Genomic DNA, 24072 nt, shown 5'->3' on the forward strand with positions numbered 1-24072 from the left:
TATTAATAAATCTACTCGACATACTTTTTTAACGTGTAGCGCTCAAACCAATATATTGCAATAAAACATAAACCGAATATTAGAAAAGCGCCTAACGATAATAAGAGATTAACCGACCAATTTGCCTTAAAAATATTGCCACCACCCAGATATGTCACTCTTAATAAAGGAATCGCAAACATTATCATTCCAATGAGAGTAACTACTATTGAGATAAGTGAAACTATACTGATTTCAATGATTCTCATTTTAAAAATCCAATCTGGTGTACATCCAGTATAAAAATAATTTTTAGATTCAACTTTTGTTTTTATTCTAAAAAGGCAAATTGACACAATTACGTTCGCCAAGCTGATTAATATTGGAGCGCCAAATACAAAAATAAGGTTGATGATCAAATCTGAAATATAAGAGTTATCATTTGTACCATCAATCAGTAGTTTAGTGTTGAGAAACAAAGCTATAAAATTCCCAACTAATAAGGTAATGATGCTGACAGGACGAATTAATTTTACTAATTCTTCTATATTGTATTGCATATTGTAAAATGCAGTGCGGACCATTGGATTCTTTGTCATTTTTGGTAATCCAACAATTATATGTACGATCCCTCGAAATATGGGACGAATCAAAAAATTCATAGTCATAAGTATAGAAAGCCACAGAAGGAGCAATAAATTCATTGAGTTACTCATACTTTGAGTATATTCTTTTATTAAAGTTGGATCAGGAATATTTTTGAAATATAAATATAATGTCGCACCTACGCTTATGAGTAACGCAATTATTCCCAAAAATTTACCACTGTTCTTCGTTTTATTAGATGCTCTATGAGAAGAAAGGCTTCCCTTTCTTTTCTTATAATTTTTAAGACAATAGCGCATACATGTATATAGAATAATTGCTAGTTGAATCATTATCACAGCAAAAACGATATTCCATGAGAACTGAAGAGGGATATGTACAAGAGATTCTTTAGCAGCACTCGAAGGTAATGTGGATAAAAAAAGCTGTGAAGATTTTAAGGAGAAGCAGCTTCCAAAAAAGGCTCCAATCATCCCAATTATTAACATTTGACCGGTCATTACCAAACTAATTTGAGCAGGAGAAGCCCCTAAAAGAAGCAATATGTCATTTGTTTCATCAAAAAAATCTATACACTGTTTCATTGCATTGGTAGTCAATAAAAACAACACTACTATCCCTATTACTATTGGTAACTGCATAAAAACACCATAATCAACTGAACTGTTAAGACCAGCCCTACTTAAAGCATTTAATATCACAAAAGCAGTGCTAAATATTAATCCAGAAACAATAAAAATAGGCAGGATGGATAGCCAAATTTTCCAGTGTTGTAAAAATTGCTTTAAAATCAACTTAAACATTTATTTGTTGCCTCCTCATTTAGTATTTCTAAATTTAAGGTAGCATAAGAAAATTGTAGTAACAATTAGACTTTAGCCTTATTCTGAAAGGTATTACTCTAATTACAAAGTAATAAATACGACTATATTTTTGTTAGTAAAATTAACCATTAAGGATTATGACTCGACAATGGATTCTTTCTGTCCAAATAAAAAGAGCAGAAAGAAGTTAACTCCTTCTTACTGTCCAAATTATTCTAAGATTTCTCTTTGCCAACATCATTTTGACAAAGAATCAAAATCATTTAGTATTCTCATTTTGAAATAGCTATTTCTTCGTCTTATCCTCATCCATTTTCAGAACGGCCATGAAGGCTTCTTATAGTCTTGTATTCTAAAAGCATTACGTACATTTTCAATAAGTTTTAATTTGCTTCATGTAGAAGTGTTTTCAATTGCTGTATATTCTATTATTTTTTCACTCTTCTTCGTATCACTTCAAATTTTTTTGTGGTTTTATATAGACTACGTGGGAGAAATGTGGGAGATATTATCTTTATTTAAGGTTTACAAAAAAACTTTTGTTAGTATTTTTAAGGTGAACTTTATATGTTAATGGAAGTAAAAACACTATTGTGGTTTAAATTTGATCCTTCGAATAGATTTATCAAATATTTTTATAAAGTATGGGATTCAGAAGTTTTCTTTTTAGCAATCGAAGAAAGCTTATTAATCAATCTCTACTATTCAAATAAGAACTACTTTAAAATCCCTGCTGCGAAAACGAGAATGAAGAAGGATGTATATTTTTTGTTTGATATCGTGACTGACGTGCCAGACACACGGAGCGATCATCGACGTTATGACTATATAAAGTATACTTTCGTTGATCCAGAAAGGTATATAGATTAAAATAAGTTACCTAAAAAGGACAGATACAAATTTTATTATCTTATTCATAGTAAGAAGATAATTTTAAGATTGCGAAATACGATACTATTTGTAATCTATAATATCAGTCCTATAAAATAAACATCTAATTAATTACTCTAAATCCTAATTATAAGCCTTTTTTCTCACTTTTTTTCAAAAATATGTTATGCTTCTTAGTGAATTCAAATATAAAAGAGTTTAAAGCGTAATACACTTATGGGGAAGTGGTTTGGGGTGCGCTTTAAACTCTTTTTTATTATTATCTCACAGCATGCTTAAAAGGTCTATGGATTAAGTTATGTAAAAAAGTGCCTCTTTAAACGTCCTAAAATCAAACAAGGATAGCATAATATACACTATCGTTGATCCAGAAAACAGGTAAATAAATTTTGCAAAAGTAATAAGTTAAAAACATTACAAAAAAGACAAGGATATCACATCAAGAAAAAATGTTTTGAAAATATCTTTGCCTTTTTGTATTATATCTATATTAAATAATCAATCACAACACATTAACTAATTTATATATTTAATTTGTTGTTTTTCTATAATTGGATAACTAATTAACTTATGACTATCTAAGTCTTCTTTATTCATATCAATTGCAGTAATTTGACTGTCTTCATATGTTCGATAATAATAGATTCCTTTGTCAACATTGCAACAAGAAGAATAAATTGTATATTCATATTTTCCATCACCAACATCACACAAACCTTTTTGTTGTTCTACTGAACCTAAGATATGGAAAAATTGACTAATACTTTCTGACTCTGAATCTCCAGATACAGAATTCAGCTTCGTAAAAGTCGCTTTAACAAAACGAGATACTGAGGATAAATCTCCAGGCAAGCCTATCCCTCCCATACCGCGGCTATAGGCATTCAAACTTATTTGATTTGAAAAATTATTTTTAGGAGTTCCACTCGATAAGACACGATAATTGTTTAAATTAAATAATTGATAGTCAAATGAAGGATTATTGGTAAGAACGCCCACAGGGTTATCATATATATGAAGTCCATCTTTCATACTTTCAATGACAATTGACTTTTCTTTATCAGCTAATAGCCAATGTAAAGGGGATAAAGGAAGTTCATCACTATAATTTATATTTGCTAAATTGATATTTTTTAACAATTTTTTAGCTTCTCCTACTGTTGAGCATTGTCCTAAAATCCAAGGAATAAATTCAAAAGGAGATACATTGTCTTTCCCTTCTTGTATTTCTTTATAATCAGCATACCCAGAAAAATTTAGCCCAGCCATACTCAATCCTTTTTCATTTGTCGCATCGTAATAAAGAGGGTAGTCAGCTATACCAGCGGCAATACCAATCATTGCATAATGAGTATCCAAATCATTTACCTTTCGAAAATTCAACTTATAATTTCTTGGAGTAACAGTGACTACTTCATTGTAAGATATTTCATAATCAAAATTCCTTCCAAAATAATGATCACTTGTTACATAAGTAATAGACGTACACATAGTTTATTCCTCCTAAATATTGTTCTGTCCACGTTCATTTTACTCCAAAGTTTTCCTCATTTCAAAAGAAAATCACAGAATACACGAAGAAGCGTTTCTATTTGTATAAACTATATCAAAGTTCTATACTTAAATTATCAAATAAAAAGGACGTGAAGATAAATGTCAAATTTAGAAAACAAAGAAGAAAAAGTTGTAAACAGAATTGTTTCTGTTGTCAATAAACTGGATAAAGAGTTAGACGAACTTGATACGTTATCTGAAAATCCAGAAAAAAAACATAACCTAAAAAAATGGTTAGTTGAACGAAAGGCTATTCATGAAATTAAAAAAGTTCTTCATGAAGCTGATAAATATGAAAAATATGATGAAAAAGAACTTGATAAAGAATTTAAAGAAATCAATGACTTATTACTATAATTGATTTATACGACTCATTTTTGAGTCGTCAGACTGCAAACAACACTCTAAATTTAGGAGTTTGTCTACAGTCTGAATAAATTTTAAATTTATTGTCCATAATGTTATTATGAATTTATAGCATTAAGAAAAGAGATAAGACTTTACATTCCTAAAAAAATGTAAAGTCTTATCTCTTTTCTTAATTGTACAATTAGTATTATCTGCACTACTTTCTAATTAAATAAATTTTTAGTTATTAACTTGATTAAAATCAGAGATAATATCATTTAATTCAGTTTGAAGGGTTGTAACGATTAAATGGAAATTTTCTTCATCTGTTTTATTATATGGGGATGTTTTCGTTATATATAACAACTTTTCTTTTTCAATTTTCATTAATAACTCTGTCGAAGTCTGTACTTTATCTTGATAATTAAATGCAGACATCCCACTTTGTATAATTGTAATTATTGCTGAAGCAATTGAAACAATCAATAGTAAAGACCTGTGTTCGGAAGCCTGATCAATTAATATTGGGATACTAGCTGATAAGACTATTTTTATAATATTTCCGATACCAATTACTCTATTATAAAATCGAATTTCTTTTTTTAATCTATCGATTGTAGAATCAATAGATTCGATAAACGCTTTTTGATCCATCATTTTCTCTCCAATCATTTTATTAAAATCATTAACAAAAATATTATAATAGGATTTAAGTAAGTTCTAACTAATCACACATAAAAATAAAAAAACATTTGTATTTTATCAAAGTTTTATTATACTTGTCAATTTGTGTACATCCTAAAATATAAGCTATTTGTTTACTTCTGTAGAATATATACTTTGTTGTTAGATAAGTTGCACATGTTTATAGAATCTAAATAATAAATTTTTATGTACCGCCCCTCAAAGAGGGATTATTTTTATTTATAGCGTTAAATAAATATCAGAAATCCGCACATCATTTACTGCACCTTAACCATTAGACTGATTGCATCGGCGTAAAACAATATCAATCTTCTTCCCTTTCAGCAAATCAGTATCAAAAGTTACATCAAAACCAAGTGTATCTCCACCTTGATAACCATATGCTTTTTTGACATCTGGGCATAAGATACCTTTAGATTCAATGCGATTAAATTCTTTATGGTGCCATGCTCCATAATCAAAACGAATGCTCTTGCACGAATAGATCCTTGCGGAGTGCTAGGTACTAATCATCCAGCAACGCGAGCTGTGACTTTTTCAAATACAGTGAATTTATCAAGCTTGGCATTCGCATTTCTTTGCCGAACTGGCGCACTTGCAGCTACTCGCAAAAACGTGATTTGTTCCGTCAACTAGATATATTTGAAAGAATGTTAAAAGACAGTATGATTTAAATTTCCCATACAACCGTGGGAAATCCGTGGGAAAAAGCAACAAAAAAGGTCTAGCCCAACGGCTAGACCCCTTACTATTTCTTCGGTTCATCCTCATCCATTTTCAGAACGGCCATAAAGGCTTCTTGAGGGACTTCGACGTTACCGATTTGTTTCATTCGTTTTTTACCTTCTTTTTGTTTTTCAAGAAGTTTACGTTTACGGGAAACGTCACCACCGTAACATTTAGCCAACACGTTTTTACGTAACGCTTTGATGTCTGAACGGGCAACGATTTTTTGTCCGATCGCCGCTTGGATCGGTACCTCGAATTGTTGACGAGGGATCAATTTTTTCAGTTTTTCAACGATGGCTTTTCCGCGTTCATAGGCAAAATCACGGTGAACGATGAAGCTTAATGCGTCGACTTTTTCAGCATTCAGCAAGATGTCCATTTTCACTAGCTTGCTCTTTTGATAACCCGACATTTCATAGTCAAGTGAAGCGTAGCCTTTCGTGCTTGATTTAAGTTTGTCAAAGAAATCAAAGACGATCTCGGACAATGGAAGATTATAAACAACATTGACACGATAGTCATCTAAATAATCCATCGTAATAAAATCGCCACGTTTACGTTGCGAAAGTTCCATGACTGCACCAACGTACTCATTAGGTACCATGATCTGTGCTTTCACAAAAGGTTCTTCGACATCTTGGATCGTGACTGGTTCAGGAAAATCAGCAGGATTATCAACAACGACCATCGAACCGTCTGTCTTGTTGACATGATAGATTACAGAAGGTGCTGTCGTGATCAATTCAAGATTGAACTCACGCTCTAAACGTTCTTGGACGACATCCATGTGAAGTAATCCCAAGAAGCCACAACGGAAACCAAAGCCGAGTGCTTGTGATGTTTCTGGTTCAAACTGCAAAGCAGCATCATTCAGTTGAAGTTTTTCCAATGCTTCACGTAGATCATTATATCGTGATGTGTCGATCGGGTATAAGCCACAATAGACCATTGGGTTCATTTTACGATAACCTGGTAATGCTTCTGTAGCTGGATTATCCGCAAGTGTCACTGTATCCCCAACACTTGTGTCTTGAACTGTCTTGATGCTTGCGGTGATATAACCGACATCACCGACCATCAGAAAGTCACGCGCAATCGTTTTTGGTGAGAAAACGCCGACTTCGGTCACATCGAAGGTCTTACCGTTACTCATCAATTTGATTTTATCCCCTGCTTTGACAACACCATCGGTGATACGTACATTTAAAATAACTCCGCGGTAACTGTCATAGATCGAATCAAAAATCAATGCTTTCAAAGGAGCTTCGATATCGCCTGACGGTGCTGGGACATATTCCACTACTTGTTCTAGTATTTCTTCGATACCAATCCCAGACTTCGCACTTGCTAACACCGCTTCACTGGCATCGATGCCGATCACTTCTTCGATTTCATTACGCACACGCTCTGGATCTGCGGCTGGTAAATCGATCTTATTGATGACTGGTAAAATCTCTAGGTCATTATCTAATGCCAAATAAACATTGGCTAATGTTTGTGCTTCAATCCCTTGAGCGGCATCCACGACTAAGACTGCTCCTTCACAGGCAGCTAAACTTCGAGATACTTCATAGGTAAAATCGACGTGCCCTGGGGTATCGATCAAATGGAAGATATATGTCTCCCCGTTTTTAGCCGTATAGTTCAATTCTACGGCATTAAGTTTGATCGTGATCCCACGTTCACGTTCTAGATCCATGGAGTCTAATAACTGATCTTGCATTTCGCGAGACGTCACAGTGTTCGTCTTTTCCAAAATCCGATCGGCCAAAGTTGATTTCCCATGGTCGATATGAGCAATGATCGAAAAATTTCGAATTTGCTCTTGGCGTTGTTTCATTTTCTTTATATCCATAGCGTCTCCTCTTTTCATATAATCAGCACTTTTCATTATACCAACGAAAAGGAGGAATTTAAAGACTTTTTCCTTCTAAGGACTTTAGAAGTTTTTTTTAGAAACTTTTGTTATACTGTGAACAAGTAACTAAATTGGAGTTGAAAAAATGGACCAAACAGATTTTAGAGAAAATTTTGAGTTGAAGCCTGTCACGGAGGAACATGTTGACCAGTTCAACGAGTTACTTTCCTACGTTTTTCAAGTCACTGACTCTGATATTGAAGAAAGTGGATTTGAAAACAAACGGGAATTTGTACGTTCCAAGCGACCGATTCTAGAATTATCAAATGTATTCGGCTGGTTTCATAAAGAAAAATTGATTTCTCAAATCGCGATCTATCCTTGCGAGGTCAATATCCACGGTACACGGTACCAAATGGGCGGAGTGACTGGTGTTGGAACCTATCCTGAATATGCCAACCATGGATTGATGCAAGACTTGATCATCGTCGCATTAGACAACATGCGCAAAAATAAACAGTGGATCTCTTATCTTTATCCTTACAATATCCCTTATTACAGGCGTAAAGGTTGGGAAATCATGTCAGATAAGTTATCCTTTAAAATACGTGATACGCAACTACCTAAACAAGTACCTGTTTCTGGTATCGTGGAACGACTGCCTGTCGATCACGAAGATGTTTTCCGTGTCTATCAACAGTTTGCGGGAAAGAATCATGGTGCGCTGTTTCGTAGTGCCTTTCACTGGGAAGAATATTGGCGTTTTGAAAATGAAGAAGAACGGACTGCGGCGATTTATTACAATAGTGACAATGAGCCAACCGGAGTGCTTTTTTATTGGGTCGCCGAAGAAGTCTTCCATGTCAAAGAGATGTTTTATTTGAACCAAGAGGCGCGTAACGGATTGTGGAACTTCATCTCTGCACATTTTTCAATGGTTTACTGGGTACATGGCGATATCTACAAAAATGAACCCCTTGCTTTTTTATTAGAAGATAGTCAAATCAAAGAACAGATCGAACCTTACTTTATGGCAAGGATCGTTGACGTCAAAGAATTTATCCAGCGCTTCCCTTTTTCTGGTACAGCAGAAGACTTCCATTTCATCGTGGAAGATTCCGTGGCACCTTGGAATAATGGCGTATTTGGCTTGACGTGGCGAGATGGCCACTTGTCGATCGTTAACGAACCGATTGGTAAAATGGTTCGTTTAGATATCCAAACATTGACGTGTCTAATGATGAATTATCGTCGTGCTTCTTACCTTGCTCGAATCGAGCGCATAACCACAGATGAGGAGATGGTCAAGACATTAGAGCGGATCATCCCCAACATGGAAGCTTATTTTAGTGACTATTTCTAATACAAAGGATGTTGAAACGAATGAATATTTATTTTGCAGCACCACTTTTTGCAAAGGGAGATTTGCTTTATAACGAATCTCTTGTCAAAAAAATCAGAGAGATTTCTTCTGATTTGTCGATCTATCTGCCACAAGAAAACGAAGCCATCAATGATAAGACTGCATATGCAGACAGCAAAATGATTGCCTTGGCTGATACAGAAAAAGTACTAGAAAGTGACTTGATGATCGCTCTTTTAGACGGATTAACGATCGATGCCGGAGTTGCTTCTGAGATCGGAGTCGCCTATGCTAAAGGCATCCCGATCATTGGTTTATACACAGACAGCCGCCAACAAGGAGCGACTCATCCAAAAAAAGTCGCTGCCTTGCAACAGGCTGGTGAAAATCAGTTCCATTATTTAAATCTTTATACGGTCGGCTTGATCAAGTTGAACGGAACGATCGTGTCTTCTGAAGAAGCATTGTTCGAAGCATTGAAATCATATCTAGCTGGGGGAAAAATTAGTGAGTAAGACAGTAAAAAAAGTTCAGATTGCATTAACGATTTTCGGTCTATTTGTTGTTGGTTATAACATTTTCGAATTTGTAACAAACAAATATTCGACCACACAAGGAATCACCTTTATCGTCGAATCACTGGCAGGTATCCTATTGATTTATTTGCCACAGATCGTTCGCCGATTATTCAAGATCCATGTTCCTGATGCCATTGTTTTATTTTATTGGTTTTTCTTGTTCATTTCTGTCTTTTTAGGAACAGGTATGCACTTGATCAGTATTATTTCATTTTGGGATAAAATCTTACATGCCGTTAGCCCGATGGTTCTGACTGCCTTAGGTTACGGTTTGATCGGCTTCTTGCTGAAAGACGCACCAATCGAGAAAACAAGTCCTTGGCTATTTCTCTTATTCGGATTTGCTTTTGCTGGGTTATGCGGTGTTTTCTGGGAATTCTGGGAGTTTTTATGCGACCAATTCTTAGGAATGAACTTGCAACGGTTTGCTGCATCTGATGGTACGCTCTTCGTCGGACGCGAAGCATTGATGGATACAATGGGAGATTTACTAACAAATACAGTCGGCGCCTTTATCATGGGTGTTTATGCGTGGGTCCAAGTGAAAAAAGACCCAGCACATTTTGAGAGTTACCGACTACAAAAATTAGATCACTGATCAATCGTAGCAAGTATGATAGATAAATAAAAAAATTGGCAAGGGATTTTGTTTGATCCTTTGTCAATTTTTTTCAATTCTTTATTTTAAAAGACTCATTCCAACCACACCCACTACATACACCAATGTACCCAAATAGATTGAGTGTTTTTCTAATGATGTCTTCTTCTCTCTCAAAAGAATGATGCTTCCGTAAGTTGCGACAAGTAAACTCATTTGCGAAAAGGCATAAGTAATACCCACACCTAAAGACGCAGACACAGCAAATAACGTCGTGTTAGCGATCACCCAGGAACTACCAGTGAGGATATTTCGAGCGATAGCGTTGACTTTCAATTGTCTGATCTTGTTCATTGAGAGGATCATCCCTCCAACAAACATGCCGATGGATTGAGGTAGAAACACTTGCGGTCCATGAATATCAAAATAACTAGTGATCGTTACATATAGCATCAAAAACGCAGATGAAATGCACAAAAAGACAATCACTTGTTTCGCCACTGCGCTGTTTCCATTGCTTGTCTTAGTCACCAATAGCACACCGACTAAAATGACCGCCAACGCCACGATCGACATCATAGCGACAAAGAAACTCGTCCATTCCAATAAAAAAATTCCTGAAATAAGCGTGACAAAGGCTAATTGTGTCCCGACAGATATGGGCATCGCTTTTGACACTTCAGCCTTTTCTAATGCGCGGAACTGAAAATATTGCCCCACCGCCCAGAATACTCCGGACAAAAAACAAACAATGAATGAAACCGTTTGGTATGTTACTTGCTGAGACAAACTAAATATCAAGCCAAATAGTAAGGCTGCAATGGTGGTGCCAATCAATTGTTCTTCTGACTTGCCCCCCATGATCTTAGATAATATTGGCATCATGCCCCACCCTAATGCTGGGATCAAAGCTAAAAATAAAAGGTGTATCGCCATAATTTCTCCTCTTTCAATTTCACAACTAAAGGGAGACACAAGTAGTCAACTTGCTGTTCCTAAAACCCGCTAAACGGTGTTCCAGAAGCAACTCCTTGAGAATCAACTTGTGCCTCAACGTTTTTTTATTTTGTTAATAAATAGGTGGCTAAGCCATAGCCGCTGATCGTTTTTGTCTCTGTCACTTCTTCTTCCAAGGCATTGATACGTGTGTATTTGAACCCTGAAAAAAGCTTCTCTGGCTCAAGGTTACGCTTTTCTGAGGTTCCATTGACTAATCGAATCACTACACCTTCTGAATAATAAGCATTATGGATCGCACTGACAGCCAATCCTTCTTCCAAATCTAACGAGATCTGCGTATATGTCGTTTCACTCAAAGAAAGTGGTTGGATTCTACTTTGGATCTTATTGTCGATTCGATAAACAAAATAATTCAAATCTTGCAATTGATACGAAATCGACGGTTGTTCTTTGTCTGATTTCCATGTCACTAATGTGTGTTCTGAAATATCAGTTGGCGCCACGCGCACTGAAAAGTCAAAATCGATCCGTTGATTTTCCATTTGAGCAAGCGGTGTCTCCATCATGATATGCCCTTTTTTCGTCGTATCTCCTGAAGCACGTCCTGGACGATACAGCAAATCTGGTTTCCCTAACGAATCTGTCGTGGCTAATACTGTGACATATAAGGAGTCATTGATATATTCGTATTCCTTACTTTGTTCGGTATAAAACACTAATGCCTCTTCGGCGCTATACGCGATCACTTGTTTTTCAAAGGGCTCGATATTTACTGGCATCTCAGAGTATTTTTGTTCCCAATCGTTCATTGACTGGTTTGTTTTTTCCAAGTAACCAAATTGGATCGCAGAAACAACTTTTTCAATTGATTGATTCAACTTTGTTTTGATACGGATACGGTGATTTAACACAGAATTTCTAAAAGAAAGACAACCTTGGACCTCTCCTCGTTCCGTTAACTTCAATGTCAGCTGGTAAGCAAAGACTTTCGTTGTTTGACCGGCGATACGTTCTGCCAATGTATAAGGAAGCTCTAGTTTTCCTTCCAAGATCAAGGTTTCTTCGTTGCCTTTACATGAATCAAATGTCAAAGAGACTGGGTGATCATTTGGTATCGGCGAATAATCGTAAGTATCGCCGGCATTGCTATCATCCACGATCGTCAAGAAGTCTCTGATCGTTTGGTCACCATCTGAAAAGACAAGTTGTCCCTCTTCAAAAGTCAATGAATAGTTCCCTTTTGAGATCATCGTTCGTGGCGTCATATCAGGTAGCTCAGCTGTAGTGTGTTCAACGAAATCGAAGACTTGATAACCTAGTCCATCAAAGGAACAATCAACTGCTACTTGTAAAATATAGTACCCTGGTTCTTCGATAAAACGATTGCCAGCAGGTGTTTCTTCCATGATATTTTGGCGGCTAGGCACATAATCCATCGAGATGACGGCAGAATCATGGCCCAATACTTCGATTTGATTGACTTTTGAGATAAGTTTTACCACTTTTTTTCCTTTGAAAGGTGTAACTGAAGTATTCAAAATCAAGAATTGTTGATCTGTCAGCTGTAGTCCTTCAGAAACTCTTTTCAATACCAAGTTTTCGATACTGTCACAGATTTCTGATACTTCTTTCAAACGATGGGCGATGTCTTGCGCGACACTATCTGACACACAGCCGGCTAAACTGTCATGTGCTTGGCACTCAAATAATTTTTTCCATGCCTTCATGACTAAGCGATTGCTCAAAACGATGCCTAGCTCCTTCGCAATCACGACCATTGGTTCGATTTCAAGTGTCAGTTTATTCTCTAATCTGAAAATCTCACGTTTTAGATCCATACGGACAGAACCAATCGTCTTATGCACACGGGCAAAAACAGGTGCGCGAAACTCTCCTTGATACTCTTCCAGATCCTTTTGACGGATCAAATCCATGAACGCTTGATACGTGCTTGTTTGATAGTTATATTTACCGATTTGATTGATTTTAGCGATTTTTTCTTCTAAAGACGAGATGATCCCTAATTGATCGTTTCCTGTTGGGATCAAAATTTCTGTTTCATCTGCGTAGCTCTTGATGAAATCAATGCCTTTGTCTAATCGTCCTTCCACATAACTCTTCGTTGGTTCTAGTTGTTGTTGCGCACCATAGCCCTGAGGAAAGTTCACCGCATACAATTCATTCTCTCCACTCAAACTTTTCCATTTGAAATATGGCGAGTGGACATGTTCACCTAAGTCGATCCCACGCCAAAAAATGATATTGTCAAACCCAGCTTCGTTTAAAATCGTCGGCATTTGTGCGTTGAATCCAAATGTATCTGGAAGATAACCAATAGGTAGATACTCCCCATATTTTTTACTTTCAAAGACGCCCACCATTGCATTTCTTAAAATAGACTCACCCGAGGCAAAAAACGCATCAGTTTGTGTAAACCAAGGGCCAATAAATAATTGACCCTTCGCAACTAATTCTTTGATCTCTGATAATTTTTCTGGATATAGTTCCAAGTAATCATCTAAGATCGAAAGCTGTCCATCTAAAACAAAAGTAGCATTAGGTTGTCTTTTCAACTCTTCCAAAACATCTGTAAACAACTGATCACTTAAAACGATGCAATCCATTGAAGTAAAGTACCATTCTCTATCCCAATGTGTGTGATTTACAATGTGTATATTTGTCATAGTTACGCTTCCCATTGTTCTTCCCAAGCAGCTTCATCAAATTCTTCAACTGCTGATTCTACTTCTTGTCCAGCATCTTTTGAACGTAGCACGCTAGTTAAGATCGCGATGAACAATGCACCTGTAGCGATCGAAAGTACATAGATCGGCCATTTTTCTACGGTGAACCAGCCATAGAATCCTGAAATCGGTGCAGTGTTCACTGCCCCTAAACCAACTGCCATCGCTGAACCTAAGGCAGAACCAATCATATTGATCGGGATAACTTTCAATGGATTTTCAACGGCAAACGGGATCGCTCCTTCAGAAATACCAACAAGTCCCATGATCACTGCTGATTTCCCAGCTTCTTTTAATTCATTGTTGTATTTGTTTTTCGCAAAGATCGTGGCTAATCCTAACCCGATTGGTGGAATGATGATCGCCACTTGTGCCGCAGTATTCGGTGCATAAACATTACTAGTCAATAGTGCCATTGCTGTGGTCACTGCCGCTTTATTGACTGGTCCACCTAAGTCAAAACCAACCATTGCGCCAACGACTGCTGCCATAACGATGGCATTTCCACCACTTAAACCGTTCAACCATGATTCTAAACCAACGTTCAATGCTGCAAATGGCGTCCCAATCACATAATTGACCAATAGAACGGTGATCAATGTACCTAATACTGGTACTAAAAATACTGGTACAACGGATGCCATTGATTTTGGTAATTTGATTTTGTTTTTGATCAACAAGCACGCATAACCCGCAATCAGACCAGAAACGATGGCGCCTAAAAAGCCTGCATTGATATCTTTCACTAACATCCCACCAACTAAACCAGGAGCAATCCCTAATTTGTCTGAGATCGAATAGGCAATAAATGCGGAAATCACTGGGAACATCAAACCAAGGGCTGTGCCACCGAAGCCATCTAAACTATGCAATAAACGAATGATTGCGTTGGCACTCTCACCATGTGAACCGTCCCAAATATCAACAATCCCGTAAAAAGAACCACCCACACGAGAGATGGCCATGATGACCGCTCCAGCGATCACTAACGGTATCATATAAGAAATTCCTGTTAAAACATGATTTTTGATTTCACTTGCAATTTTTTTCATTACTTTCTCTCCCCCACGAATAATTGATTAGTCGACCATTTTTAGTGCATCTTCGATGACTTTTTCTGCATTCTTGATTGGTGCTGCAACTGGTACTTTTAAAATCTGTTTTCCTTTGAAACGGTTTTCATTTCTAACTTTTGTATCTACTGCAAAAATAACGACTTCGCCAATGTTACAATCTTTTTCAGTTAGTTCATTTTCGATACCTGTCGCTCCTTGTGTTTCCACTTTGATCAAATCACCACGTTTTGCTGCTGCTTTCTTAAGTGCTTGGGCTGCCATATACGTATGAGCGACCCCTGTAGCACAGGCTGTAACTGCGATAATTTTTCTTTTCATCTCTTTTTCCTCTTTTCGTTTGTTTATTCGCTTAATAGTTTCGCGATTTGTTGTTTATCTGTCTCAGTTTTTAGTTGTGCCGTAATGTCATCATCCATTAATTTCATCGCAATTTCAGATAAGATCCTTAGATGAGTATCCCCTTTTTGTGACTCTGGGATTGCTAATAATATGACTACAAAAACTGGCTCTTCATCTAATGATTGCCAATCGATTGGTTGTTTCAATCTTGCAAAAACAATTGCTGGCTCACTAACTGCTTCACTTTTCCCATGGGGAATCGCAATATTGTTCCCAATGCCTGTCGTCGAATGTTCTTCTCTTTCTAATACAGACTGGATATATGCTTCTTTGTCGTTGACTATTCCGTTATTCGTTAAAACTTCTGCTAATTGACGGATCGTTTCTTCTTTCGTTGTACTTTCCATATCTAAAAAAATATGATCAGAAGGTAGTAAAGTTGCAATGCTCATATTAAAATTCCTCTTTCAAATAGTTTTTGATCTCATTTTTTGTTCCCTTTAACAAATAGTTTTTTTCACCAGATTCGATGATCTCTAGCATAGTATCATAGATTTCTTCCAGCTCTTGCGCTGTTTCATCTTTGATACAGATGAAAAATAAATATTTGACTTTCGTTTCTCCCCACATCAATTCATTAGCTAATCGTAAAAAGACGATCGCCGATTTTTTAACGTATTTAGGGGCCCCGTGTGGTGTCGCAAATTTTCCAAAAGAGGTAAAAGAAAGCTGTTCTCTTTCTAAAGAAGAAGGAATGATTTCTTCTTCCGCATATCCATTATCAATCAATTGTTGCCCAACGAATTGGATCACTTCTTGATAGTCTGTGAATGAATGATCCAAAAAGATCAAGTCATCTTTGATCAACTTTCCAAAGTGATTCGTTGATTTGATTGGTTTATTTTGGACATTTTTTAAAAATTGCTCGATTTTCTGACGTTCTAATTTGTTGAGAACCGGTGAAACATTGATCGTTGGTATCGTCTCTAGGTTCAAGTTGACAGTCGATATCACCAGATCTTCATCGATCGATGTCTGCATCAACTCTTGGATTGAAAGTATCCTAGAAATCTCGATCTTTTCATAATTTCTACGAAGTCGGGCAGCCAAGAGTTGTGAGGTGCCTTTGCCACTACTACAAACAAGTAAGACACTGACTTTCTTTTGATGTTTTTCTTCTTTTTGCTCTTTCATTGCTTGGATATGGACAGCAAGAAAAGCGACTTCATCTTCTGGGACGTTGGTCACAAAATCTTGGCTTAAGGCATTTGCTAATTGGATGGCTTCTGTAAAAGCCACAGGAAAGCTTTTCTTCACATCTTGTAAAAAAGGATTATGGATCAACAACCCTTTTTTGATACGCAAGACTGCTTCTTTGATGTGCGTAACTAACCCTAAAATGATACTTTCGTTGTAAAGGGTTACATTTTCGTGAATCAATTGTCGTATGTGTTCATCTGTCACTTCATGCATTTGCTTCATTTGTTCAAGCAATGTATCACCTTCTAAGTGTAAGAGAATATAACGGACTTCAGAAGAAGGTAATGTCAATGAGAAAGTTTTTTCTAATTTTAGAATGAATAAATCAAATGGTTTATTTTCTCTGACTTTTCCGTAGACTTCTTCGCTTTCTAAATAGTTATCTTCTCTTACGCGATCAATCATGATCAACAGATGGAGCAATAATGAATGGTAGGTCGTATCATTCAACCTTATTTGTGCCTCTTTTAGGTATTCCTGCAATAATGTATCAACTAATGTGATGTTCTTCATGTCGATGAACTCATTGACAAAAGGAGGAATGCCTTGGATCGAGTGTAGATATAGCTGGTTCTTTTTGGTGATTTTCCAATTACTACCCCAAAAATAGTAGATCAGATCAAATGCTAAGCCTCTTTTTTCTTGCTCTGATAAGTTTAGAAATGAACCTTTACCAGGCAGGCGATCGATGCTAACGTTGAAATGGCGGAAAATCTCATGGACTTGGTTCATATCACCTTCTAATGTCGATTTGCTAATAAATAGTGTATCTTGTAGTTCTTGGCGAGTGAAATAGGTCTTTTTTTTCAAGAGTTCAAAACAGAGGAATTGGATACGTTCTTTTTTAGAAGCTGGAACTGTTGCCACAGTCGTTGTATCAAGCTCACGTAAAATCTCTGTTGGATCACCGATGATCGAGACACCAACTCGTGGTTTTCTGATTAGTTCGATCGTTGTATCACGAAAGAATTCATCGATCAATTTTAGTGATTGTGAAACTGTTTTATTCGATAAATTCATGTGTTTCGCTATTTTTGTGACCGTCGTATGTTCGTTCATCAAAATATATTGAATGATTGCTTTTTCTCGTTCCTTGATCATCACACTATCACCTCATCTACATTTCCTATCTTAGCTTGTCTACCGATTTATGAAAACACTTACTTTTACCGTTTTGAATACAGTAAATCATAGGTTTAGTCGCTAACTTGACGACCACCATTCATTTTCTAGTTCTGGTCCTTCGATGAACCATGTAATTGTTTATTAAGTATAGACGAAAAAAATACCTGTCAAAGCTAGAGACTATTAGTAATAGTCTTTTACTTTGACAGGTAATGCTTTCTTCCTCAATCATGCATCAGATTTGGAGTCGCATTTCCTATTATTCATCTTCGGGTAGGCTTTCTGTGGCGAATGCTAAGTGGTGATCGAATAAAGTAATTGTTACTTTCGATTTCGGCATGATCTTCCCTGCTACGATTTCTTTAGCCAATGGCGTTTCTACTTCTTTTGTAATGAATCGTTTCAATGGGCGTGCGCCATATGCAGGCTCGTACGCATTTTCTGCAATCCATGTTTTTGCTTCGTCACTGATTTCCAAAATGATTTCTTGACTTTCTAAACGATGTGCCAAATGAGAAATCATCTTGTCAACGATCCCTTTGACATTGTTTAGACTTAATGGCGTAAAGAGGATCGTGTCATCAATACGATTCAAGAATTCTGGTTTAAAATGACCACGAAGGATCGTTCGCACTTGTTCTTCGACTTCTTCTGGAATCGTTCCTTCTGGGGTGACACCTTCCAACAATAATTGAGAACCGATATTGCTTGTCATGATCATCACCGTGTTTTTAAAGTCAACGAGACGACCTTTTGAATCCGTCAAACGGCCATCGTCTAATACTTGTAATAAAATATTGAAGACATCTGGATGTGCCTTTTCAATTTCATCGAGCAAAACGATCGTATATGGGTTTCGTCGCACAGCCTCTGTTAGCTGTCCACCTTCTTCGTAGCCAATGTAACCTGGAGGCGCACCAACTAAACGAGAAACGGCATGTTTTTCCATGTATTCACTCATATCGATCCGCACCATATGCTCTTCAGAATCAAACAAGTTTTCTGCTAAAGCTTTTGCTAGTTCGGTTTTACCGACACCCGTTGGTCCTAAGAATAAGAATGAACCCAATGGTCGGTTTGGATCTTGTAATCCCGCACGAGAACGAATGACCGCATCACTTACTGCGTCTACCGCTTCATCTTGCCCAATGACACGTTTATGAAGCGTTTCATTCAACTTGATTAGTTTTTCGCGTTCACCTTCCACGAGTTTCGTTACTGGAATCCCTGTTAAACGGCCAACAACTTGAGCAATTTCATTTTCAGTGACAGATTCTTGTACCATCTTGATGTCACTGTCTTTTGTTTTTGCTTCAAGTTCTGCTAATTCTTTCTCTAATTGTGGAATCGTTCCATGACGCAAAACAGCGGCACGCTCAAGATCATAATTGTTTTCTGCGTCTTCTAATTCATGTTTTGCCTTATCGATTTCTGCACGTTTAGAAGAAACGGTATTTACTTCTTCTTTTTCAGTTTCCCACTGCATCTTCATCGCATTGGCTTCTTCTCGAAGATCGGCTAGTTCTTCTTGTAAGTTCTTCAAACGTTTTTTACTTGCATCATCAGATTCTTTCTTTAATGCTGCTTCTTCGATCTCCAACTGCATCAAGCGACGAGTCACTTGATCTAATTCCGTTGGCATGGAGTTCATTTCCACTCGGATCGTAGCACTTGCTTCATCGATCAAATCAATGGCTTTATCAGGTAAAAAGCGGTCTGTGATATAGCGATCGGATAATGTAGCTGCCGCAACCAAAGCATTGTCATGGATATTGACGCTATGGTGGATCTCAAAACGCTCTTTCAATCCTCGAAGAATACTGATCGTATCTTCAACAGTTGGTTCCTTCACTAATACTTTTTGGAAACGGCGCTCTAACGCTTTGTCCTTTTCCATGTATTGTCGGTATTCATCTAAAGTAGTCGCACCGATCAAATGAAGTTCCCCACGAGCTAACATCGGTTTAAGCAAGTTACCGGCATCCATACTACCTTCCGTTTTTCCTGCACCGACGATGTTGTGGATCTCATCGATGAACAAGATGATCCGTCCATCGCTTTTCTTCACTTCTTTCAAGACTGCTTTTAAGCGTTCTTCAAACTCTCCACGGAATTTTGCTCCAGCAATCAAGGCACCCATATCTAAAGAAAAAATGGTTTTATCTTTTAAGTTTTCTGGTACATCTTTGCGAACGATACGTTGCGCTAATCCTTCAACGATCGCTGTTTTACCAACACCAGGTTCCCCGATCAACACAGGGTTGTTTTTAGTTTTACGCGACAAGATCCGGATCACATCACGAATCTCTTCATCTCGGCCAATGATCGGGTCCATTTTGCCACTACGAACTTGTTGGACGAGATCGACACCATATTTTTCTAACGCTTTATATTGTTCTTCTTGATTTTTTGAGGTCACACGCTCTCCTCCCCGCATGTCTTCGATATTTTTACGCAATTCTTTTTCATTCAGTCCCTGTTTTGTCAAATAAACAGTCAGTGGATAATTTTTTAATTTCATTAAAGCTAATAGCACGATCTCAGTGGATAAGAATTCATCACCAAAACTTTCTCTCAATTGATCCGCTTCATTCAATAAATGGAAAAGATTTTGACTAAGATTTTGTCCGTATTGGACATTGCTGCCTGAGACTGTTGGGTAATCATCTAACACACGATCGATCTCTTGTTCAAACGCATCTGCATCGATACCTGCATCTGTATATAGATTACGGCCAAAATGATTTGGCTGTAAAAAGATCTTCCATAAATGAACGATGTCGATTTCTTGATGTTTTCTTGTCATCGCTACTTGTTGTGCTTCTGCAATCGCTTCTTGGAGCGTAGTTGTCATTTTTTCACTATTCATATATTTCCCTCCTGTAGTAGAAGTTGTTTGGTCAAAGTCAACTATAACTTTCTCTAACGTCTATAACATCCGTCTAAAGTCTCGTTTTCTTTAACCTTTACATGAATATTATACTCATTTGGTCAGTTTTGGTCAAAGATTATACTCACAATTATTAAAAAAATTTGAGACAGAAGTTACACTCAATTTTATCTGTCACACTTTACCAAATAAACGGCAAAAAAAAAGAAACCTCTATAAAATAAGGGCAACAACCACAAACATTTATAGAACGATTCCGTGGTTGTTACCCTTAATTCTAGAGGTTGATTCTATTCCGACCTAGAGGTATTTATTTCTGATGATTGCTTAGCACAAACTAGTTGATTCATCGAAATCTGGTCATGATGATTGCTTTTGATGAGCGAGGGCTGAAATAAAGTGACTGATATTTTTATATGAATCATTTAAACCAATTCCGCCTTTTTTAGGCATTTTGATTATGTTGATCTTTTCAGTGTAAATGGCAAAGGCAGGATTTTCTTCAGACATCGCTGCAACACTGGGAATTCCTTGTTCGCTGAAGGCCAAGGCTAATTGGGCTACCATCATGCCAAAATTAGCATAATGCATCGCGGGTCCACAGAGAACAGCATCTGCACCAAATTTTTTGGCAAATCCTACAAATTTTTTATTCACCTCTTCTTGGTGATCAAGATAATACTGATCACCACAATATAATGTAGCAACGATTTCTGTATCGTGTTCTTGAAAAAGTGGATTTAAGGTACGCCCAGGTCCAAGAGCTGTTTTTTTGCCACCAGGAGATAGCTGGGCATTTTCATCACTGCCCAAGCCTGCAGTCAAATGATTGAGAATCAAGACTATTTTTTTCATTGCTACGACCTCTTTTCTTATAAATCATCAAAGTCGAATTCGTCAAAATCGATTTCTTCTTCTTCCTGTACCGCCTCTGCTTCTTCTTTTAAGTACTGATTATCTAGCACTTTGATAAAAGGATAATAAATAGCCATCCCTAGTAGGATCAAGAGGGCTTGCAAAATAGATGCCTGCCAACCACTAACTAAGAAACCAGAAATGATCGGTGGCGTTGTCCATGGTAGTTGAATACCATTCGTATAATTTACTAATCCTAAATCCATACAAAAATAGGAAATGATGATATTGATCGTGGGTACAAGTGCAAATGGAATCAGTAAGACTGGATTTAAAACAATTGGTAAACCAAAAATAATCGGTTCATTGATTCCAAAAATCCCTGGTACTAGTGACAATTGCGACAGTTTTTTCACTCGTTGGCTTTTGCATACTAGAATCATGACTAGAATCAATGAAAGCGTAGATCCCCCACCACCAAAAGTAGCAAACATATCTTGGAATTGACCTGTGATGATATTTGGTATATCTACGCCATTTTTGAAGGCATCTAAATTTTCAACGGATAGTGCTCGTAAAATCGGATTGAATACTGCTCCAACCACACTCGAACCGTTGATACCGAAAAACCAAAAAAAGTGCAAGAATAAGTAGGCTATGATCATCGCGCCTAGAGTATTTCCTAAGCTAAGTAAAGGAGTTTGTAGGAACTTAAATAGTATTTCTTGTAAATTACCATATGAGGTTAGATTGGCTAACCAATTGACAATCATAAAAAGAGTAACAATCACAAAACTTGGGATCAACGCTTCAAAGGATTGTACGACGGTTGGTGGCACACCTTCTGGCATTTTGATCGTCCAACCTTTACGTAATAAAGCGACAAACAATCGGGTAGCAACCAAAGCCACGACCATCCCTAAGAACAGGCCACTAGAGCCCATCCAACGTAAGGGCAAGCTTCCTACTTCATAGACTTCAGTGGAGCCTTCTGGTGTAAACAGGGTTGTAAAAGGGGTCACGATAAAAAAAGCGACCAATGAAATAATTGCCGCTTGCATGGCATCTACTTTAAATTGTTTTGCCAGACTATAGCCAATACCCCCAACCGCTAAAATCGTCATAATATCAAAACTTGCCGTGGCAGGCATATTCAACATCGTTGCCCAGTTATCTCCGAGAATACGGCTCATCGTTTCATTCCAATTAGGAATTGGAAAATTAGTCAAAACTAAAAAGAGCGATCCTACGATCAATAAGGGTGTTGATAGCAAAAAACCATCACGAATCGCAATCAAATACTTATTTTCACCGATTGTTTTCGCCATTGGTGTTAACACACGTTCTAACCAATCCAAAAATTTTTGCATGTTTCTTCCTCCCATCCAGCTGCTTTATTTTTGTTTGAGGACATAATTCTTCGATCGAAAATCTCATTTTGTCACTCTACTTTGTCGCTTTTGATTTTTTGATCAAACCCAAGACATCTTTCAACGCTTTTTCCCCGTCCATCATGCCATATGTTTCTGGAGCAATCGTGCCAACAGGAATCCCCATTGGGTCAAACGTTTCTTTCATTTTACTCGCTAAATGACGGACTTGAGGCCCTAATAAAATAGCCACAGGTTTTTCTTGTGCGACTTTTTCTTCCGCATGAATTGCAGGAAAAGCGGCAATTTCTAATGGCATTTTGTGTTTTCTGACGACGTCCATCATTTTATTGACCATAATACTGGTTGACATTCCTGCTTCACAAAACAAATAAATTTTTTTAGTTGCCATATCTATTCCTCCATTTTATTCTTGTTAACCGTTTGTTCGATTGCACCTTTAGATGGGTGCTTTGATACGTGCTTCATAGGCATCAAGCCATTCTTGCGTGATTGGTGTGATCACTGTCGACTGATCCGGACCAGGATTTGCCATGAAAATTGCTGGTTCTTGGGTCATCGTTGCCACACTAAATGTAAATTCAACGTTCGTCGCTACCCCCCATTCGCCATATTTATCTAATGCTATTAAAGAGAACGCCCCCGCTTTGCCATAACGTTTGCGCAATCGCTCATCAAATCCATAAACGGCTCGATCACAAGCCACTTGTGGCGTACATCCATTCCCCATCAATCGAACGATTTCATAAGAGAGACAGCCCTTCATAAGATCTTCCCCTAAGCCTGTGGCTGCTGCACCGCCAATCGTACTATCCACATAAAATCCCGAACCAGATAATGGCGAATCTCCTACACGTCCATGTTTTTTCATAAACAAACCGGAACTGGATGTTCCTACTGCCATCTGTTGTTGCGTATCGAGCGCGACAACTCCGACCGTATCATGGCCATCGTAAGGATCTAAATTCAACGTGGCGATTTCTTTTACTCGTTGTTCCCAGATTTTTTTTGCACGTGGGGTCAACATATTCTTTCGTTCAAAACCAGAGAGCATCGCATACTCTGTTGCTCCTTGTCCTACCCGAAAACTATTGAATTTTTCATCACTCAACTGCCGAGCAACAGAAATCGGATTGGCTACATCAGTAATTCCGGCTACTGCACCAATCTTAAATGTTTCCCCATCCATAAAAGCAGCATCCATTTCCACGATTCCTTTTTCATTTGGTAATCCACCATAACCGACGGATTTATAAAATGGATAATCTTCTACTGCTTTGATCGCCGTTTCCACAGCATCTTTACATGAAAACTGTGCTTCTAATTGTTGTTTAGCGGCCAAGACACCTTCATGTGCCATGCGCCAGGTTGCAATTATTCCCCACATTTCTTTCCCTCC

General features: G+C 37.4%; 20 protein-coding genes. 5 read left to right on the top strand and 15 right to left on the bottom strand.

Features of this window, described 5'->3' with window-relative positions; translation table 11 throughout:
* Positions 1-11 precede the first annotated feature (11 nt).
* Positions 12-1388, bottom strand: a complete 1377-nt coding sequence (locus tag IGJ14_RS07265) for an FtsX-like permease family protein (protein WP_065095747.1) — start codon at positions 1386-1388, stop codon at positions 12-14.
* Between the two features lie 588 nt (positions 1389-1976).
* Between IGJ14_RS07265 and IGJ14_RS07270 the strand changes: the two genes are divergently transcribed.
* Positions 1977-2279, top strand: coding sequence for a DUF5960 family protein (locus tag IGJ14_RS07270; RefSeq protein ID WP_019723393.1), 303 nt, complete (start codon positions 1977-1979; stop codon positions 2277-2279).
* Positions 2280-2816: 537 nt separating this feature from the next.
* On the opposite strand, the gene bsh is transcribed toward IGJ14_RS07270, so the two are convergent.
* Complete coding sequence (bsh, locus tag IGJ14_RS07275; RefSeq protein ID WP_019723394.1) at positions 2817-3791, bottom strand: choloylglycine hydrolase; 975 nt, start codon at positions 3789-3791, stop codon at positions 2817-2819.
* A 162-nt stretch (positions 3792-3953) separates the two neighbouring features.
* On the opposite strand from bsh, the gene IGJ14_RS07280 reads away from it, so the two are divergent.
* The gene (locus IGJ14_RS07280; protein ID WP_019723395.1) at positions 3954-4211 is read left to right on the top strand and encodes a hypothetical protein; all 258 of its coding nucleotides are present in this window, start codon (positions 3954-3956) and stop codon (positions 4209-4211) included.
* A gap of 231 nt (positions 4212-4442) precedes the next feature.
* On the opposite strand, the gene IGJ14_RS07285 is transcribed toward IGJ14_RS07280, so the two are convergent.
* Together IGJ14_RS07285 and lepA are read right to left on the bottom strand one after the other, a co-directional pair.
* Entirely contained in the window at positions 4443-4874 is a 432-nt protein-coding gene (locus tag IGJ14_RS07285) for a DUF4231 domain-containing protein (protein ID WP_002305693.1), read from the bottom strand.
* Positions 4875-5655: 781 nt separating this feature from the next.
* Positions 5656-7491 (bottom strand): translation elongation factor 4, encoded by a 1836-nt coding sequence (lepA, locus tag IGJ14_RS07290; RefSeq protein ID WP_065095933.1) that lies wholly within the window; start codon positions 7489-7491, stop codon positions 5656-5658.
* Positions 7492-7639: 148 nt separating this feature from the next.
* On the opposite strand from lepA, the gene IGJ14_RS07295 reads away from it, so the two are divergent.
* Genes IGJ14_RS07295 through IGJ14_RS07305 form a run of 3 tightly spaced genes read left to right on the top strand, consistent with a single transcriptional unit; the run spans position 7640 to position 10033 of the window.
* Positions 7640-8857 (top strand): GNAT family N-acetyltransferase, encoded by a 1218-nt coding sequence (locus tag IGJ14_RS07295; protein WP_019723397.1) that lies wholly within the window; start codon positions 7640-7642, stop codon positions 8855-8857.
* Positions 8858-8877: 20 nt separating this feature from the next.
* On the top strand, positions 8878-9372 hold the full coding sequence (locus tag IGJ14_RS07300) for a nucleoside 2-deoxyribosyltransferase (RefSeq protein WP_029594057.1): 495 nt from the start codon (positions 8878-8880) through the stop codon (positions 9370-9372).
* Positions 9365-10033 (top strand): hypothetical protein, encoded by a 669-nt coding sequence (locus IGJ14_RS07305; protein WP_019723399.1) that lies wholly within the window; start codon positions 9365-9367, stop codon positions 10031-10033. The genes IGJ14_RS07300 and IGJ14_RS07305 overlap by 8 nt, the downstream gene beginning before the upstream one ends.
* A gap of 81 nt (positions 10034-10114) precedes the next feature.
* Here IGJ14_RS07305 and IGJ14_RS07310 read toward each other — a convergent pair whose 3' ends face one another.
* The 11 genes from IGJ14_RS07310 to IGJ14_RS07360 all read right to left on the bottom strand — a co-directional run bounded on the left by IGJ14_RS07310 (position 10115) and on the right by IGJ14_RS07360 (position 24060).
* Positions 10115-10969, bottom strand: coding sequence for a GRP family sugar transporter (locus tag IGJ14_RS07310; RefSeq protein ID WP_065095934.1), 855 nt, complete (start codon positions 10967-10969; stop codon positions 10115-10117).
* Positions 10970-11094: 125 nt separating this feature from the next.
* Entirely contained in the window at positions 11095-13677 is a 2583-nt protein-coding gene (locus IGJ14_RS07315) for a glycosyl hydrolase (RefSeq protein WP_065095935.1), read from the bottom strand.
* A 2-nt stretch (positions 13678-13679) separates the two neighbouring features.
* Entirely contained in the window at positions 13680-14789 is a 1110-nt protein-coding gene (locus IGJ14_RS07320) for a PTS fructose transporter subunit IIC (RefSeq protein ID WP_065095936.1), read from the bottom strand.
* Positions 14790-14816: 27 nt separating this feature from the next.
* Entirely contained in the window at positions 14817-15131 is a 315-nt protein-coding gene (locus tag IGJ14_RS07325; RefSeq protein WP_019723576.1) for a PTS fructose transporter subunit IIB, read from the bottom strand.
* Positions 15132-15154: 23 nt separating this feature from the next.
* Complete coding sequence (locus IGJ14_RS07330) at positions 15155-15604, bottom strand: PTS sugar transporter subunit IIA (protein WP_019723577.1); 450 nt, start codon at positions 15602-15604, stop codon at positions 15155-15157.
* Position 15605: 1 nt separating this feature from the next.
* A complete protein-coding gene (locus tag IGJ14_RS07335; protein ID WP_430607349.1) occupies positions 15606-17513 on the bottom strand; it encodes a BglG family transcription antiterminator in 1908 nt (635 codons plus the stop codon).
* Between the two features lie 283 nt (positions 17514-17796).
* Positions 17797-20406 carry an ATP-dependent chaperone ClpB gene (gene clpB / locus IGJ14_RS07340; protein ID WP_195339439.1) on the bottom strand — a complete coding sequence of 870 codons (2610 nt, stop codon included), beginning with the start codon at positions 20404-20406 and terminating at the stop codon, positions 17797-17799.
* 381 nt (positions 20407-20787) lie between these two features.
* Positions 20788-21282: a GrdB-related putative oxidoreductase gene (locus IGJ14_RS07345; protein WP_019724506.1), complete on the bottom strand. Its 495-nt coding sequence runs from the start codon at positions 21280-21282 to the stop codon at positions 20788-20790.
* 17 nt (positions 21283-21299) lie between these two features.
* Positions 21300-22652, bottom strand: a complete 1353-nt coding sequence (gene celB / locus IGJ14_RS07350; protein WP_430607352.1) for a PTS cellobiose transporter subunit IIC — start codon at positions 22650-22652, stop codon at positions 21300-21302.
* Between the two features lie 76 nt (positions 22653-22728).
* Positions 22729-23064: a PTS sugar transporter subunit IIB gene (locus tag IGJ14_RS07355; RefSeq protein ID WP_019724643.1), complete on the bottom strand. Its 336-nt coding sequence runs from the start codon at positions 23062-23064 to the stop codon at positions 22729-22731.
* A gap of 48 nt (positions 23065-23112) precedes the next feature.
* A complete protein-coding gene (locus tag IGJ14_RS07360) occupies positions 23113-24060 on the bottom strand; it encodes a N(4)-(beta-N-acetylglucosaminyl)-L-asparaginase (protein ID WP_019722663.1) in 948 nt (315 codons plus the stop codon).
* Positions 24061-24072 lie beyond the last annotated feature (12 nt).

The organism is Enterococcus sp. DIV1304_2 (assembly GCF_050555445.1).
Taxonomy (GTDB): Bacteria; Bacillota; Bacilli; order Lactobacillales; family Enterococcaceae; genus Enterococcus_B; species Enterococcus_B pernyi.